Origin of the sequence: Neisseria brasiliensis (genome assembly GCF_009671065.1) — a bacterium.
Taxonomy (GTDB): domain Bacteria; phylum Pseudomonadota; class Gammaproteobacteria; order Burkholderiales; family Neisseriaceae; genus Neisseria; species Neisseria brasiliensis.
In genome coordinates this window covers 2,070,365-2,085,422 of record NZ_CP046027.1, presented here as the reverse complement: position 1 = coordinate 2,085,422, position 15,058 = coordinate 2,070,365, and the positions used below count along the sequence as shown (strand labels likewise).

The 15,058-nt window shown below is 48.4% G+C and carries 17 protein-coding genes; 5 read left to right on the top strand and 12 right to left on the bottom strand.

Annotation, left to right across the window (positions count from 1 at the left end; translation table 11 throughout):
• Positions 1–66: 66 nt before the first annotated feature.
• Both ftsH and GJV52_RS10390 read right to left on the bottom strand, forming a co-directional pair.
• Complete coding sequence (gene ftsH / locus GJV52_RS10395; RefSeq protein ID WP_229439417.1) at positions 67–2,046, bottom strand: ATP-dependent zinc metalloprotease FtsH; 1,980 nt, start codon at positions 2,044–2,046, stop codon at positions 67–69.
• A gap of 64 nt (positions 2,047–2,110) precedes the next feature.
• Complete coding sequence (locus GJV52_RS10390) at positions 2,111–2,731, bottom strand: RlmE family RNA methyltransferase (RefSeq protein ID WP_100563174.1); 621 nt, start codon at positions 2,729–2,731, stop codon at positions 2,111–2,113.
• A 110-nt stretch (positions 2,732–2,841) separates the two neighbouring features.
• Here GJV52_RS10390 and yhbY point away from each other — a divergent pair, with 110 nt between their 5' ends.
• On the top strand, positions 2,842–3,126 hold the full coding sequence (yhbY, locus tag GJV52_RS10385) for a ribosome assembly RNA-binding protein YhbY (RefSeq protein WP_100563177.1): 285 nt from the start codon (positions 2,842–2,844) through the stop codon (positions 3,124–3,126).
• 72 nt (positions 3,127–3,198) lie between these two features.
• Here the strand turns inward: yhbY and GJV52_RS10380 are convergent, their stop codons facing one another.
• The 6 genes from GJV52_RS10380 to GJV52_RS10355 all read right to left on the bottom strand — a co-directional run bounded on the left by GJV52_RS10380 (position 3,199) and on the right by GJV52_RS10355 (position 7,943).
• Complete coding sequence (locus GJV52_RS10380) at positions 3,199–3,642, bottom strand: DUF4149 domain-containing protein (protein ID WP_100563179.1); 444 nt, start codon at positions 3,640–3,642, stop codon at positions 3,199–3,201.
• A 123-nt stretch (positions 3,643–3,765) separates the two neighbouring features.
• A complete protein-coding gene (locus GJV52_RS10375; protein WP_154212896.1) occupies positions 3,766–4,443 on the bottom strand; it encodes an IS1595-like element ISNme3 family transposase in 678 nt (225 codons plus the stop codon).
• 47 nt (positions 4,444–4,490) lie between these two features.
• Positions 4,491–4,967, bottom strand: a complete 477-nt coding sequence (gene greA / locus GJV52_RS10370) for a transcription elongation factor GreA (RefSeq protein ID WP_095503589.1) — start codon at positions 4,965–4,967, stop codon at positions 4,491–4,493.
• A 272-nt stretch (positions 4,968–5,239) separates the two neighbouring features.
• Positions 5,240–5,791, bottom strand: a complete 552-nt coding sequence (locus GJV52_RS10365) for a single-stranded DNA-binding protein (RefSeq protein ID WP_100563959.1) — start codon at positions 5,789–5,791, stop codon at positions 5,240–5,242.
• Position 5,792: 1 nt separating this feature from the next.
• Positions 5,793–7,175 carry an MFS transporter gene (locus GJV52_RS10360; protein WP_100563977.1) on the bottom strand — a complete coding sequence of 461 codons (1,383 nt, stop codon included), beginning with the start codon at positions 7,173–7,175 and terminating at the stop codon, positions 5,793–5,795.
• 135 nt (positions 7,176–7,310) lie between these two features.
• On the bottom strand, positions 7,311–7,943 hold the full coding sequence (locus GJV52_RS10355) for a lytic transglycosylase domain-containing protein (protein WP_095503587.1): 633 nt from the start codon (positions 7,941–7,943) through the stop codon (positions 7,311–7,313).
• A 204-nt stretch (positions 7,944–8,147) separates the two neighbouring features.
• Between GJV52_RS10355 and ppx the strand changes: the two genes are divergently transcribed.
• Positions 8,148–9,656, top strand: coding sequence for an exopolyphosphatase (gene ppx / locus GJV52_RS10350; protein ID WP_100563960.1), 1,509 nt, complete (start codon positions 8,148–8,150; stop codon positions 9,654–9,656).
• A gap of 59 nt (positions 9,657–9,715) precedes the next feature.
• Here the strand turns inward: ppx and GJV52_RS10345 are convergent, their stop codons facing one another.
• From GJV52_RS10345 to GJV52_RS13105, 3 genes are all read right to left on the bottom strand, one after another.
• Complete coding sequence (locus tag GJV52_RS10345; RefSeq protein WP_095503585.1) at positions 9,716–10,150, bottom strand: MarR family winged helix-turn-helix transcriptional regulator; 435 nt, start codon at positions 10,148–10,150, stop codon at positions 9,716–9,718.
• Between the two features lie 142 nt (positions 10,151–10,292).
• Complete coding sequence (locus tag GJV52_RS10340; protein WP_100563962.1) at positions 10,293–11,345, bottom strand: NADP(H)-dependent aldo-keto reductase; 1,053 nt, start codon at positions 11,343–11,345, stop codon at positions 10,293–10,295.
• A 59-nt stretch (positions 11,346–11,404) separates the two neighbouring features.
• Positions 11,405–11,941 (bottom strand): hypothetical protein, encoded by a 537-nt coding sequence (locus GJV52_RS13105; RefSeq protein ID WP_195690091.1) that lies wholly within the window; start codon positions 11,939–11,941, stop codon positions 11,405–11,407.
• A gap of 90 nt (positions 11,942–12,031) precedes the next feature.
• On the opposite strand from GJV52_RS13105, the gene GJV52_RS10330 reads away from it, so the two are divergent.
• The 3 genes from GJV52_RS10330 to GJV52_RS10320 all read left to right on the top strand — a co-directional run bounded on the left by GJV52_RS10330 (position 12,032) and on the right by GJV52_RS10320 (position 14,210).
• Positions 12,032–12,655, top strand: coding sequence for a LysE family transporter (locus tag GJV52_RS10330; RefSeq protein WP_198511407.1), 624 nt, complete (start codon positions 12,032–12,034; stop codon positions 12,653–12,655).
• Positions 12,656–12,801: 146 nt separating this feature from the next.
• Positions 12,802–13,215 carry an NfeD family protein gene (locus GJV52_RS10325; RefSeq protein WP_095503583.1) on the top strand — a complete coding sequence of 138 codons (414 nt, stop codon included), beginning with the start codon at positions 12,802–12,804 and terminating at the stop codon, positions 13,213–13,215.
• 23 nt (positions 13,216–13,238) lie between these two features.
• Entirely contained in the window at positions 13,239–14,210 is a 972-nt protein-coding gene (locus tag GJV52_RS10320; protein WP_095503582.1) for an SPFH domain-containing protein, read from the top strand.
• 62 nt (positions 14,211–14,272) lie between these two features.
• Here the strand turns inward: GJV52_RS10320 and GJV52_RS10315 are convergent, their stop codons facing one another.
• Positions 14,273–14,932, bottom strand: coding sequence for a transporter substrate-binding domain-containing protein (locus GJV52_RS10315; RefSeq protein WP_198511408.1), 660 nt, complete (start codon positions 14,930–14,932; stop codon positions 14,273–14,275).
• Between the last annotated feature and the right edge of the window lie 126 nt (positions 14,933–15,058).

Here is a 15,058-nt window from a genome sequence, read left to right as displayed (position 1 = left end):
TACTTTATTTTGATGGTTTCAGATATGAAAAAACGGCAGCGTTAACGCTGCCGTTTGATATGCCGATTATGGCTTGTTCACACCCGAATCATGATCAGAAGAATGTTCAGGTTTAACATTTTGCACTTCGGTTTGCGGACCTTCAGGCGTAATCACCATCACTTGCTCCGGCTCACCTTTTTCTTCTTCAGGCTCATCTTTGCGCAGATTATGACTGTAATCTTTCGGCGGGCTAGGTTGCTCGCCTGCCATGATTTCCAATACCTGATCACGATCGATGGTTTCCCAATCCATCAGTGCTTTACACATGGTTTCCATCTTATCTCGGTTTTCGTCCAAGATTTTGTAAGCCACGGCGTATTGCTCATCCAAAATGCGGCGGATTTCGGCATCCACATCTTGCTGGGTTTTTTCAGAAATATTTTGTGAACGGGTCACGCTGCGACCCAAGAACACTTCACCTTCATTTTCCGCGTAAACCATCACGCCCATTTTGTCGCTCATGCCGTAGCGGGTCACCATTTCACGGGCAATTTGCGTTGCGCGTTCAAAGTCGTTGGACGCACCGGTAGAAATACGGCCGACAAAAATATCTTCGGCAATACGTCCACCAAACAAAATCGCGATTTGGCTCAGCATTTGATCTTTATACATGCTGATGCGGTCGCGTTCCGGCAGCTGCCAAGTCAAGCCCAAGGCTCGGCCGCGCGGCATAATGGTGACTTTATGCACCGGATCGGTGAAGTCCAAGCTCTCGGCCACAATGGCATGACCCGATTCATGATAAGCCGTCGCACGTTTTTCATCTTCGTGCATCACCATTGAGCGGCGCTCAGGACCCATGTAGATTTTGTCTTTGGCATCTTCAAAGTCGCTTTGATCGACTTTGATTTTATTGCGGCGACCGGCAAACAAAGCGGCTTCGTTTACCAAGTTAGCCAAATCGGCACCAGAGAAACCCGGCGTACCGCGCGCCAATGAAGTCAAATCAACCGATTCATCCAAAGGCACTTTTTTGGCGTGCACTTTCAAAATTTGCTCGCGGCCACGGATATCCGGCAGCGGCACCACTACTTGACGGTCGAAACGACCTGGGCGTTGTAAAGCAGGATCCAATACGTCCGGACGGTTGGTTGCAGCAATCACAATTACGGTTTGATTGCTTTCAAAGCCATCCATCTCAACCAGCAATTGGTTCAAGGTTTGTTCGCGTTCATCATTACCGCCACCCAAGCCTGCACCACGCTGGCGACCTACGGCATCAATCTCATCGATAAAGATGATGCAAGGCGAGTTTTTCTTGGCTTGCTCAAACATATCGCGCACACGGCTGGCACCAACACCAACAAACATTTCCACAAAATCCGAACCGGAAATGCTAAAGAACGGCACACCTGCTTCACCGGCAATTGCTTTAGCCAGCAAGGTTTTACCGGTACCCGGGCTACCGGCCAGCAAAATACCGCGCGGCACGCGACCACCCAAGCTTTGATAGCGGGTCGGCGCTTTCAGATAATCAACGATTTCCTGAACTTCTTCTTTTGCTTCATCGCAACCGGCCACATCAGCAAAGGTCACTTTGTTGGCATCTTTATCCAACAATTTGGCGCGGCTCTTACCGAATGAAAACGCACCGCCTTTACCGCCGCCACCGCTTTGCATGCGCATGAAATAGAACCATGCGCCAATCAACAGCAATACCGGCAACAGGCTGAAGAACAAGCTGCCGAGCATGCTCGGTTTTTCTTCAGGCGTCACTTTGACGCGGACATCTTTATCCAATAAAGTCTGAATCAGCTTATCGTCAAGCGGCGCATTGGTGAAAAACGAAGTTTTATCGGCGCGCTCACCTTTAATCAGATAACCGCTCACGACCGAACCTTCGATATTCACGCTGGCCACTTCACCGTTGTTTACCTGTTGGATAAACTGCGAATATTCGATTTGTTGTTTATTTTCCTGCTTGTCATTAATGGCATTGAATGCCGCCATCAGGCAGACACCCAGCACCAACCAGACCAATACATGTTTAATGGTATTCCCCACTGAATCAGGCTCCATATATAAAGGTAAACGAAAGAAACGATTTTAATGCACGCTGCCCATATTGTCAGCGTTTATTTTTGCCCAATAAATAAATCTCACTGGAACGATTGCGGGAAGCCTCAGGCTTGCGTGTTTGCACCACGCCAAAAACCACCCGCATGGCCGCCAGATATTCCTGATAGCCTGCTCCCTGAAATACTTTAACCAAAAAATTACCACCTGTTTTCAAATGGTTGGCAGCAAAATCCAAAGCCAATTCGCATAAATAAAAGCTCTTGGCCTGATCGGTCACGGCATTACCCGACATATTGGGTGCCATATCACAAATTACAAGGTCTAAGGGGCGATTATCCAACAGCGATTCAAATTGCGCCAACACATCGTCTTCGCGAAAATCACCTTGAATGAATGAAACGCCTTCGATTTCGTCCATTGGCAAAATATCCAAAGCAAATACTTGGCCGTTTTTACCGACCAATTTGGCTGCTACCTGAGACCAGCTGCCCGGTGCACTGCCCAAATCAGCCAAAATCGTGCCCGGCTTGATGAGCTTGTCTTTTTCGTTGATTTCCAAAAGCTTATAAGCTGCACGCGCACGATAACCGTCTTTTTGCGCCATGTGGACATAATGGTCGTTCACATGCTCGTTGAGCCATGCTTTAGAAGATTTGGAACGTACTGCCATAGTGTGTGAATGTGAAAATTGAATGGCTCTATTGTACGTTATTTTCTCGCAGCCCGCCGTTAAATCGCGTACAATATCAGATTATTATTTTTAATTTAAGCAATACAAACATGACTGACGATAAATTAAGCACCAAAGAAATTTTGGAACTCAAAGCCCGCGCGCATCACCTGAATCCGGTGGTAATGATCGGACAACACGGTTTGACAGAATCTGTGATCAAAGAAACCGATGCTGCCCTCACCGCTCACGAATTGATTAAAGTGCGCGTATTGGGTGACGATCGCCAAGAGCGCGTAGAAATCTGCAATGCATTGTGCGAAGCGGTGGATGCGCAATTGGTGCAACACATTGGTAAATTATTGGTTTTATGGCGTAAAAACTTAGAAATGTAAACCGATTAAACGATTCCATTATAAAGGCCGTCTGAAAAAATGATTTTCAGACGGCCTTTTGATTTTTTAGATTTACTTCCATTCCAAAGCAGAAATCCGCCACACCAGCACCAGCGCCAAAATCGCGCAAATCATGTAAATCAAGCTGGAAATACCGTGCCACATGCCGAATGAACCGCCGGTTAAGCTCAGCAACCAATTGGTGGTTTGTGTTTTATGCGCTTCAATCACCGGTGTCACCAAAAATTGATTGGCAGCCAACCCCAGCCACAATACCGCAATCAATTTACCGTTGATTGATTGCACGTTGCGCACCGCCGCAACACGTTTGCCGACAAAATACACCAATGCCCAAACCACCAAACCGGTGTAAGACACCACGTTAAACAGCTCGCCCGCAATTGCACCGGCCTGCAATTTAGGCAAACTTTTAAACAAGACCGGCGCGGCAACATAGCCTGCCATCACTTGCATACCCAGCCATATACCGGCTAAAGCAACAACCAATTTATTCATCATTTCTCCCTTGTTAATCAGGCCGTCTGAAAGTATATGCTTTCAGACGGCCTGGTTCAAATCCCATAACGGATTTATTACCTTATAATAGATAAATTAAATGGGGCTTAGGAAGCAAAAATATTAAATTGGGTTATTTCGAAGCATCTTCATTAATATTTTACCTAAATCTTCATGCCGGTGGTTAAACCTAAACTCCGTTTCTTTGAGATGCAGATAAAACATCTCTTTGGAAATACCATGAAATTTAGCCAAACGCCCCTTAGCATAACTCCAAAAAGATTCAATACCATTGATATGTTGCTTTCCTCGAGCAAACTCATTGGAACCATGATGGACACGGTAATGCTTCTCATAGCCCATATCGACAAGACCGTCATATGCTTTCCAGCCGTCAGTATTGATTTCACTGTCAGCAGATATGTGACCACGTATGACCTTGATTAGTGAGGCTTTCGAAGCGTCGGGAACGATTTCCGTATAGACCACGCCATTGCGTTTCAGTATGCCAAATACGATGGTTTTACCTGACGCTCCGCGACCGCGCTTACCCCTGATACGTCGCGTACCAAAGTAAGATTCATCTAATTCGACCACACCGGACAGTGGTGAGCTTTGTTCGCACAGAGCAGCAATCCTGTGTCTGATTTTCAGGAAAATAGGATTGATACTGCGTACACTAATGCCGGTCATTTTAGCAGTATCGGAAGCGGTCAAATCAAGAGCGAAACAGCGGATTATTTCTCTAAACTTTTGCTCTGAAATTTTGCTGAACTTTTGATACTTATTTTTTGTTTTCATATTAGGAGCTTATCAGGTTTTTTGATGATTTTGCTTCCTAAGCCCCATTAAATATATTGCACCGAAATGATATCGTATTCACGCACACCACCCGGCGCTTGCACTTCCGCGACATCGCCTTCTTCTTTTCCGATTAAAGCGCGGGCAATCGGTGAGCCGACGTAAATTTTGCGCTCTTTAATATCGGCTTCATCTTCACCGACGATTTGGTAGGTCACTTGCTCTTCGGTTTCCAAGTCTTCCAAGGTCACGGTGCTGCCGAACACGATTTTGCCTTCGGCATGGATTTCGGCAGGATTGATGATATGTGCCAAAGACAATTTGTTTTCCAATTCGGAAATGCGGCCTTCGATGAAACCTTGGCGCTCTTTGGCAGCTTCGTATTCGGCGTTTTCCGACAAATCACCGTGCGAACGCGCTTCGGCAATCGCTTCAATCACTTCCGGACGGGCAACGCTTTTCAAGTGTTGTAATTCTTGTTTCAACAATTCTGCGCCGCGCACGGTCAATGGAATTTTTTGCATGGTATGTTCTCCGCAAAGCGTTTATACGCTTCTTCATTGATGGTGTCGCGCCCACGGTCGGTCAGACCGCGGGCGCAAAATAAAAATACAAGCCGCCTGTGTTCGGCGGCTTGTTCGTAAGAAATTGAATAGCGTTATTGTACCACCAAACCTGAAAACCGCAATCCCAAAAGAGGATTTCACGGCGATTCGTGGTTTATTGGGTACACAAGCAATAGGCCGCCTGAAAAAAATGTAACCAGTTTTTCAGACGGCCTATTTATGCTTAATGATTAAAACGGAATATCGTCATCAATATCGTCAACCGGAGCAGCCGGAGTAGTTGGTGCGCGGCGAGCTGGGGCAGCCGGTAGCGCGCTTGGCGCTTCTTGCTGGTGAGCCGGAGCAGATTGATAAGATTGCTGTGGTGCCGATTGTTGGTAACCACCTTGCGAACCTTGATAGCTACCTTGGTCATAGCCGCCACCATCATAAGGTGCGCCGCCTGAATTATCGTTGCGGCCGCCGAGCATTTTCATTTCGCTGGCGATGATGTCGTAAGCAGTGCGCTCGATGCCGTCTTTGCCTTGGTATTTACGGCTTTGGATACGGCCTTCCAAGTATACTTGGCTGCCTTTGCGCAGGTATTGGCCGGCGATTTCAGCCAAACGGCGATACATAGTGATGTTGTGCCACTCGGTACGCTCTTGGCGTTGGCCGTTGCGGTCATTCCATGTTTCGCTGGTGGCGACGCTGAAGTTGCACACCGCTTCTCCGTTGGGCATGTAACGGACTTCCGGATCACGACCCAAGCGGCCGATAAGGATGACTTTATTCAATGACATATTAATCTCCTGAAATGATTTTTTCCGCCGCCGACGGGTCGAAACCTTTTTGCAACGCTTTAATATAAACGGTTTGTTTGTCTTGGCTGAACGTCACCGCTTCCACACCGGATAATCCGGTCAACGCATGGTAAAGTGTATCGGTTCGCCCCTGCCATTGCGGCTGCACCGCATAAGCTATGTTTTTCACCGGCTTCGGCGCTGGTGACACCCAAGCAATCAGCAACCACACCAACATCAACGCGCTGCAAAAGGCAAACACACCATTGAAACCGTAATGCTGGAACAACACCCCGCCAATCGTACCGCCGACAAATAGGCCGATGGATTGCATGGTATTGTACACACCCATTGCCGTGCCCTTCAAATCCGATGGCGCGATTTTCGACACCATCGATGGCAGGCTGGCTTCCAACACATTGAAACCAATAAAATAAATAATCATAAACGCCGTGATGAGCCAAATCGAGTTCAGGCCGAACATCAAAGCGATTTGCGCCGAAGTAATACACGCAATGCCGAAAATAAACACTTGTTTCAGCTTATTGCGTGTTTCACCGACAATAATCAACGGCACCATCAACACCAAGCCGATGATGGTTGCCGGCAGATATACTTTCCAATGCTGGGTTTTCAGCAAGCCCAATGCTTCCATGGCAAATGGTAAGGTGGTAAACAGCGCCATTTGCGCCGCATGCAGCGCGAAAATACCGAAATCCAAGCTTAATAATTGACGGTTTTTCAATACTTCCGCCACCCGACCCGGCTGGGCTTGCGCATCATCGTGCACGCGGGATTGTTCGGGATTGGGCGTTAACCATGCCACCACGCCGATGCTGATCAGTGTCAGCACACCGGTCAGGGCAAACAAGCCTTGCACGCCAATCCAAGCCGATATCATCGGCGCTAATACCAAGCTCACGGAAAAAGTCAGGCCAATACTCAAGCCTATCATCGCCATGGCACGGGTGCGCACTTCATCGCGCGTCAAATCCGCCAGTAAAGCCGTTACCGCCGCGCTCACTGCACCTGCGCCCTGCAAAGCACGCGCCACCACCAGCATGGTTAAAGAATCGGCCACCGCCGCCATAAAGCTACCGGCAGCAAAAATAATCAGGCCGATGTAAATCACTTTTTTACGGCCAAACTTATCCGAAGCCATGCCCATTGGCAATTGCAGCAAGGCCTGCGTCAAGCCGTAGATACCCATTGCCAAGCCGATTAAGGCTTTATTATTTTCCGCGCCGGGCAAGGTTGCCGCATATAAAGCCAATACCGGCAACACCAAAAACATACCCAGCATGCGCAGCGCATAGACACCTGAAAGCGTCGTGCTGGCACGCCATTCGTGCGGAAACATTTGTATGCGGTTATCTCTAGCCATCATTATTTTTCAGACGGCCTGATGAAGCATCAGGCCGTCTGAAACCTAAAAAGTCGTTAACGGAAAGATTATACAGGATTCAAATTTCTTTGCATTTGCTTTATCGCAGCTGCCTGATTTCGTATGCAAAATCCATCAGCCATGCCATTGCCAGCGGTTGCGCCATGCACCCAAAACGGCATTGGGATATTTATTGCTGCCCAAGCTGCCGTTAAACCGTGCCAACGCGCGCGCCAAATTGCCTTTTTCCACATTATTATAGTGGCGCAAAATGGTGCAACCGTAGCGCAGGTTGGTGCGGATATCGAAAAGATTGTGCGAAGGCTTGCCGATGTAGTTTTTCCAAAACGGCATCACCTGCATCAAACCGCGCGCCCCCACGCCGCTAATCGCATATTGGCGAAACGCGCTTTCCACTTCAATCAAACCCAATACCACTTGTGGATCCAATCCGGCGCGGCTGGCTTCGTAGTGAATATTGATGAGCAAACGGCGGCGCTCTGCGGCATCAGGCACGAATCTTGCCAAACGCGACGACATGGTTTGCAGCCAACGCTCGCCTTCCGCCGCACTGGCAAACACCAAACGCGCCGGATTAACATTATTAATCGAGCCGCGCATCACCGATGCCACATCGTCCGACAACGTCTCTTCGCGTTGCGCACCGGCAACGGCCAAAGCGGGGCTAAAAAGCAAGGCGCCGCCCGCAATCAGCAAGCGGCGGCGTGATAAAGAAGGTTCAACAATCAGATGAGCAGTTTTTTCCATGAGCTAACGTATTGTGTTTACAGATATTATTAATATAGGATTTATGCCGTTTAACAGGCCGTCTGAATATCGGGTTTATTTTTCAGACGACCTATTATATGAGTATCTTTGCACTGAATCAAAGGATATCCACATTGGGGGATGACAGTATTTTTGGCGCCATGTAACATAACGTCTTCATTTTATCCCATCCGATTCATTCCTATGACAGCCCCCAGCTCAAACCTTCTTGCTTCTGTGGACTTAGGTTCCAACAGCTTCCGCCTGCAAATCTGTGAAAATAATAACGGCCAACTTAAAATTATTGACTCCTTCAAACAAATGGTGCGCTTGGCTGCCGGTTTGGACGAACAAAAATTCCTTAGCGAAGAGTCACAACAACGCGCTTTGGAGTGTTTGGCTAAATTTGGTGAACGGCTGCAAGGCTTTCAGTCTGAGCAAGTACGCGTAGTGGCTACCAATACCTTCCGTGTCGCTAAAAATATTGCCCAATTTATTCCCAAAGCAGAAGCTGCGTTAGGCTTTCCGATTGAAGTTATTGCCGGCCGCGAAGAAGCACGTTTGATTTACACCGGCGTGGTGCACACCCTACCACCCAACGGCGACCGCATGTTGGTCATCGACATCGGCGGTGGTTCGACAGAATTTGTCATCGGTTCAGACTTAAAGCCGACCAACACCGAAAGCTTGGCTTTAGGCTGCGTGACCTACAGCATGCGTTTTTTCCAAAACAAAATCACCGCCAAAGATTTCCAAGCCGCCATTTCTGCCGCGCGCAACGAAATTCAGCGCATCAGCAAAATGATGAAACGAACCGGTTGGGATTTCTCGGTGGGCACTTCCGGCTCGGCCAAATCTATTCGTGACGTATTGGCTGCCGAATATCCGCAAGAATCCGACATCACTTACGAAGGCATGAAAAAGCTGGCCGACCGCATCATCGATGCCGGTTCGGTGAAAAAAGCCAAATTAAGCGACTTAAAACCAGAGCGCGTGGAAGTATTCGCCGGCGGTTTGGCCGTGATGATGGCGGCTTTTGAAGAGCTGGAAATCAAAAAAATGATGGTCACCGAAGCCGCATTGCGCGACGGTGTATTCTACGATTTCATCGGCCGTAAATTAAACGCCGACATGCGCGACCAAACCACAGCCGAATTCCAAAAACGCTACCATGTCAGCCAAAACCAAGCCAAGCGCGTGTCGGAAACGGCTCAAGCCTTTATGGAAAATATGTGTTTGGCGCTGAATGTGCCAGTGCAGGATTTGGCCAATTGGAAGCAATTCTTGCGCTGGGCAGGTTTGCTGCACGAAATCGGCTTAGACATCGCCCACACCGGCTACCACAAACATTCGGCCTATATCTTAGAATACGCCGATATGCCTGGCTTTTCACGCAAAGAACAAATCATCTTGTCGCAATTGGTGCTCGGCCATCGCGGCGATTTGAAAAAAATGGTTGATGTCGTCGGCGACGATCAAATGCTGTGGTATGCCATTTTGTCGCTGCGCTTGGCTGCACTCTTCTGCCGCGCACGTTTGCCGCTGGAATTGCCGAACCAACTGCAATTCCGCACCGATGAAGACAAGCAAAGCGTGTTGCTGCGCATCAGCGAAGCTTGGCTCGACAAGCATCCATTGATTGCTTCAGCGTTGGAATACGAAAGCCAGCAATGGAACAAAATCAATCAGCCTTTTGATGTGCAAACCTTGTAAATCAAAAATTAAACAGGCCGTCTGAATTTCAGACGGCCTGTTTAATTTGCTTATTAAGATTAAGAATGGCTTTTCTGCCATTTATTAAACGATTCCAACGCACGCTCAAGCAAGTTTTGCAATTGCGCCCATTCTTCATCAGATAAATCGGCAAACATGTCTTTTTCCAAATTGTGCCCGATGGTTTCCGCCACCAACCAAGCTTCTTCACCGCGTTTGCTCAAATGCAGGCATTGGCGGCGGTTATCGCGTTCATCTACCGTACGGGTAATCAGACCACGCTGCTCCAAAGCGGCCAAATTTTTCGACAACAGCGTTTTATCCAGTTCCAAATTTTCCAATAACTCTGTCGGCGTACTACCGGGCATATCGTGCAGCAAACGCAATACACGCAACTCACGAATTTTCAAACCGACGGCATCGTAGTAATAAACATCGGCCGCTTTAATCGCCGCTGAACTGATTTGCACTAAACGGTAAGTCAGGTATGCCATGTTCTCTTCCTTTGTGATGATTGTATTTATTTTCAGACGGCCTCCATTTTCAGCCGTAAGCTGCATCAGGTAATATTAACGTAATCAAGGCCGTCTGAAAACCTGATTTGTTTTCAGACGGCCTTGTTCTACCGCTTAATGATTAAGGGCAAGGATTGCTGATTTCGGCATGCACATCATTAATCGCATTCAATAGATCTTCGCTTAACACCACGTCAGCCGTGGCGATGTTTTCGCGCAATTGATCCATCGTGGTCGCACCGATGATGTTGCTACCGACAAACGCTTGCTGCGTTACAAACGCCAAAGACAATTGCGTCAGCGTCAAACCCGCTTCTTCGGCGATTTTGGCATAACGCTCGACCGCTTCTTCCGCTTTCGGCTTGGTGTAACGTTGGAAACGTTCAAACAAAGCCAAGCGGCTGCCTTCCGGTTTCGCGCCGTGACGGTATTTACCGGTCAACACGCCAAACGCCAGCGGCGAATAAGCCAACAGCGGGATGTCTTCACGCAAAGAAATTTCGCTCAAGCCCACTTCATAGCTGCGGTTGAGCAGGTTGTACGGATTTTGCACCGAAGCCACGCGCGGCAAATCGGTGTTTTGTTCGTGTTGGTTGAGATAGCGCATCGTACCCCACGGCGTTTCGTTCGACAAACCGAAGGCACGAATTTTGCCCTGTTTCACCAATTCGCCCAAAGCATCGACGATTTCTTCAATCGGTGTAAAGGCTTCGTCAGCCGGCAAGTCGGCTACGCCCAATTTGCCGAAGAAATTCACTTTGCGCTCCGGCCAATGCAGTTGGTACAAATCCAAATAATCGGTGTTCAAACGCTGCAAACTGGCATCACAGGCTTCTAGGATTTGCGCGCGCGAAAAGTCGTTGCCGTTGCGGATATAACTTTCCAAGCGGTTGGCACCGGTCGGGCCGGCGATTTTGCTTGCCAACACAAAATCATCACGCTTGCCACGCGCTTTAATCCATGAGCCGATATAGCGCTCGGTGGTGGCATAGGTTTCCTTACCCGGCGGCACAGGATACATTTCCGCCGTGTCGATAAAATTCACGCCGTTGGCCAAAGCGTAATCCAGCTGCTCATGAGCTTCTTGTTCGGTATTTTGCTCGCCCCACGTCATGGTGCCCAAGCAGATTTTGCTCACTTCAATGCCGGTGCGACCGAGTTTGCGCTGTTCCATAAAATTCCTTTCAGAATGTTTTCAGACGGCCTAATGCTTCAATGCCGTCTGAAAATCAATTAATAATTGCGGCGGCGGAAGAAAAATGCGCCATCGCTGTCGGCTTCCAAAATATAGCGGCCGGTTTGTACGGCGGCATAGCCCGATTTGTTTTCAGAATACGATTTCAAACCGGCATGGCTAATCAGATAATCGGTCAGCTTAGCACTGTCTTCCGCCACATTGTCCACCAGTTTGGCAAATAAAGTGTGGCAGGTACCGTCTTTGCGCCAACCGATGTTTTTACCACCATCGGTTTCCATACAGGTGCCGCGAATCATTTCTAAATCGTTGCCGCGCTCACCGATAAGCTCGACTTGGTTGCCATCACCCATACCCTCAATCGGATAGACTGCGCTCGGCTTGCCGTCAACCGTTTGACCTGCTTGCGCAGCACCCAATGCCAAACCGTTAATCGCGCCCTCATCAATATATTTCACTTTAAACAAAGGCTTCGGCGGTACACCGGCTTGCGCTTCATCGGCCGGTTTATCAGACTGGCCACCGCAGGCCGCCAGCATTATTGGCAATAACAACAAGAAAAATTTGCGCATGATTTCTATCCTAACGATTCGGAATGATTCAGAAAATGTTATTATAGCCACCCTGTAATGGTTTTAACACCCACCAAGCCCACGAAAAACCCCATGATTTGGAACATTATTATCATCCACCTGCTCGGCATGATGGGCCCCGGCCCCGATTTTTTCTACATCGCCCGCACCGCCGCGTTACACGGCCGCAAAAATGCCGTGTTTGCCGTATTGGGCATCGTCACCGGCGTGATGTTTTGGGCCAGCGCCACCATGCTCGGCTTATCGCTGCTGTTGAAAACCTTTCCGATGTTCAACACCGTATTGATGTGTTTGGGCGGCAGTTATTTGATGTATTTGGGTTGGAAAATGGTGAATGTGCGGCAAAACGCCGATTTCCGCCATGCCGAAGCCGCTGCGGCTGCCACGCCTACCACCCCTTTGAACGAGATGAAAAAGGGCTTGTTCGTCAATCTTTCCAATCCCAAAATCGTGGTCTATTTCAGCAGCGTGATGTCGGCAGTGTTGGCAGACATCACCGAAACATGGCAAATTGCCGGTGTCTTGCTGCTGCTTTGGGTGGAAACCATCGTTTTCTTCACCGGTTTGGCGGTTTTGTTTTCCGGCCAAGCCGTGAAACGGTTTTACAGCCGCTACAGCCGCTATTTGGATAATTTTTCCGGCTTGTTTTTCTTGTGCTTTGGTGGCTACTTGATTTATAAGGCTTTATTTTCGTAACCGATTTAAACGAGGCCGTCTGAAACATTCAGACGGCCTTTTTTATTACAAATGAATATGTAAAAATATGCTATAAAACTTTTAATTTCCAAAGCTATTTGATACATTTAATTGATTTAACCACAACAATAATAAGGAGACGCGCAATGATTTGGTTTATCTTAGCCGCCACCCTGCTGATACTCGAGCTGTTTATCGGCACGATTTATCTGATGGTGGTGAGTGCTGCTTTATTCGGCGCAGGTTTAGTGGCATGGTTGACCGCCAACACCGTGGCTGCGATTCTTACCGCAGCTGTTTTATCCGCTTTAGGCATCTGGTGGGCGCGCGGTTGGATTCAAAAACACCGCAAGCCGGATGAAATTGAAAACCTTGCCAATGATCTCGATGTCGGCCAAACCGTGCAGATTTCACGCCATTTACACACCGATTATTACGAAGTGATTTATCGCGGCACACATTGGCAGGCGCAGGCATTGAATGCACCAGCCGCTGCCACCGCACAAACCGGCGTGATTACCGGCAAAAACGGCAATATTTTATTGATTCACTTACATTAATCCATTCACATTAAGGAAAAAACATGGAAATTTTATACAGCTTTCCAATTCTGATTTTGGCGGCGGTAATCGTCTTCGGCTTTAAAGCCTTTGTGGTCGTGCCGCAGCAAGAAGCCTATGTGGTCGAGCGTTTGGGGCGTTTTCACAAAGTGCTTAATCCCGGTTTGAGCATTCTGATTCCCTTTATCGATCGCGTGGCCTATAAACACACGCTTAAAGAAATTCCGCTTGATGTACCCAGCCAAGTCTGCATCACGCGCGACAACACCCAGCTTACCGTTGACGGCATTATTTATTTCCAAGTAACCGATCCAAAGCTCGCTTCATACGGCACTAGCAACTATATTATGGCCATTACCCAATTGGCGCAAACCACTCTGCGCTCGGTTATCGGCCGCATGGAATTGGATAAAACCTTTGAAGAGCGTGACGAAATCAACAGCATCGTCGTGGCTGCGCTAGACGAAGCAGCCACTTCTTGGGGCGTGAAAGTGTTGCGTTACGAAATCAAAGACTTGGTTCCGCCGCAAGAAATTCTGCGCTCAATGCAGGCACAAATTACCGCTGAGCGTGAAAAACGCGCCCGCATCGCCGAATCGGAAGGCCGCAAAATCGAGCAAATCAACTTGGCCAGCGGTCAGCGTGAAGCCGAGATTCAACAATCCGAAGGCGAAATGCAGGCAGCGATTAACGAATCACGCGGCCAAAAAGAAGCGCAAATCAACCGCGCCCAAGGTGAAGCCGAAGCCCTGCGCTTGGTGGCCGAAGCCAACGCCGATGCCATCCGCGCCGTGGCCGCTGCCTTGCAACACCCGGGCGGTAATGAAGCGGTGAATCTGAAAGTGGCCGAACAATACGTCGAAGCCTTCAGCAAACTGGCTAAAGAAAACAATACCTTGATTATGCCGGCCAACGTGGCCGACATCGGCAGCTTGGTTTCCGCAGGCTTGAAGATTGTGGAAGGAAATAAAAATTCTTCATCGATTTTGAAATAATCATTTAGTAAAAAGGCCGTCTGAAAATGATTTTTCAGACGGCCTTTTTATGTATTGAAAACTTAGCGAGGCAACCAGCGTTGGATGGTTTGATCCAATCCGCCGGATAATTTTTCCAAACGCAGGAATTGGTCAACATAAGCTTTAAAGCGGAAATCATTGTCACGAATCAGCCAAGCATTTTGCGCCGGACGCAGCGGTTTATCCGGATTCACGCCGCACAACACGCCTTTGTGTTCATGGGTTTTCACAATCGCTTCGGCTGCTTCTGTCACAAACACATCCGCGCGCCCTTCTGCCACTTCATTAAAAATGGTCAGGTTTTCAGGGTGCATGGTCAGCTTGGCGCTGGTCAATACCGTGCGGGCATAATTTTCGTTGCTGCCGCCCGGATTGGCCACAATACGCACATGCGGCTGGTTGATTTGTTCGGCCGTTTGGTATTTAGATACATCTTCGCAGCGCACCAGCGGTGTTTTGCCATTGGTAAAATACGGCTCACTCATCAACGCTTGCTGCTGGCGCGGCAACGTAATCGAAATACCGCCCACACCCAAATCACATTTTGATTTGAAATCAGCAATCAAAGTCGGCCAGCTGCTTTTCACAATCTTGACTTTCGCGCCCATGCTTTGTGCCAAACTCTCGACCAAATCATTGTCGATGCCTTCAAATTTTCCATTATTGTCAAAGCTGAAAGGCTTGTAATCATCGGTGAGCACACCAGCAATTCTTTGCTTTTCATCACTTTTGCCAAAGTATCCGGTGCTGCTGCGGCGTGCGCTTGAACAGCCAATGCCGACAACACGGCAGCCATCAATAATTTTCTCATCTTTTCTTCCTTAGGG

Coding starts and splice junctions, on each gene's coding strand:
- GJV52_RS10340 (WP_100563962.1), bottom strand. CDS start 11,345: ATGGAACAGCGCAAACTCGGTCGCACCGGCATTGAAGTGAGCAAAATC.
- GJV52_RS10390 (WP_100563174.1), bottom strand. CDS start 2,731: ATGGCAGTACGTTCCAAATCTTCTAAAGCATGGCTCAACGAGCATGTG.
- yhbY (WP_100563177.1), top strand. CDS start 2,842: ATGACTGACGATAAATTAAGCACCAAAGAAATTTTGGAACTCAAAGCC.
- GJV52_RS10320 (WP_095503582.1), top strand. CDS start 13,239: ATGGAAATTTTATACAGCTTTCCAATTCTGATTTTGGCGGCGGTAATC.
- ppx (WP_100563960.1), top strand. CDS start 8,148: ATGACAGCCCCCAGCTCAAACCTTCTTGCTTCTGTGGACTTAGGTTCC.
- GJV52_RS10380 (WP_100563179.1), bottom strand. CDS start 3,642: ATGAATAAATTGGTTGTTGCTTTAGCCGGTATATGGCTGGGTATGCAA.
- greA (WP_095503589.1), bottom strand. CDS start 4,967: ATGCAAAAAATTCCATTGACCGTGCGCGGCGCAGAATTGTTGAAACAA.
- GJV52_RS10325 (WP_095503583.1), top strand. CDS start 12,802: ATGATTTGGTTTATCTTAGCCGCCACCCTGCTGATACTCGAGCTGTTT.
- GJV52_RS10345 (WP_095503585.1), bottom strand. CDS start 10,150: ATGGCATACCTGACTTACCGTTTAGTGCAAATCAGTTCAGCGGCGATT.
- GJV52_RS10330 (WP_198511407.1), top strand. CDS start 12,032: ATGATTTGGAACATTATTATCATCCACCTGCTCGGCATGATGGGCCCC.
- GJV52_RS10365 (WP_100563959.1), bottom strand. CDS start 5,791: ATGTCATTGAATAAAGTCATCCTTATCGGCCGCTTGGGTCGTGATCCG.
- GJV52_RS10375 (WP_154212896.1), bottom strand. CDS start 4,443: ATGAAAACAAAAAATAAGTATCAAAAGTTCAGCAAAATTTCAGAGCAA.
- GJV52_RS10355 (WP_095503587.1), bottom strand. CDS start 7,943: ATGGAAAAAACTGCTCATCTGATTGTTGAACCTTCTTTATCACGCCGC.
- GJV52_RS10360 (WP_100563977.1), bottom strand. CDS start 7,175: ATGGCTAGAGATAACCGCATACAAATGTTTCCGCACGAATGGCGTGCC.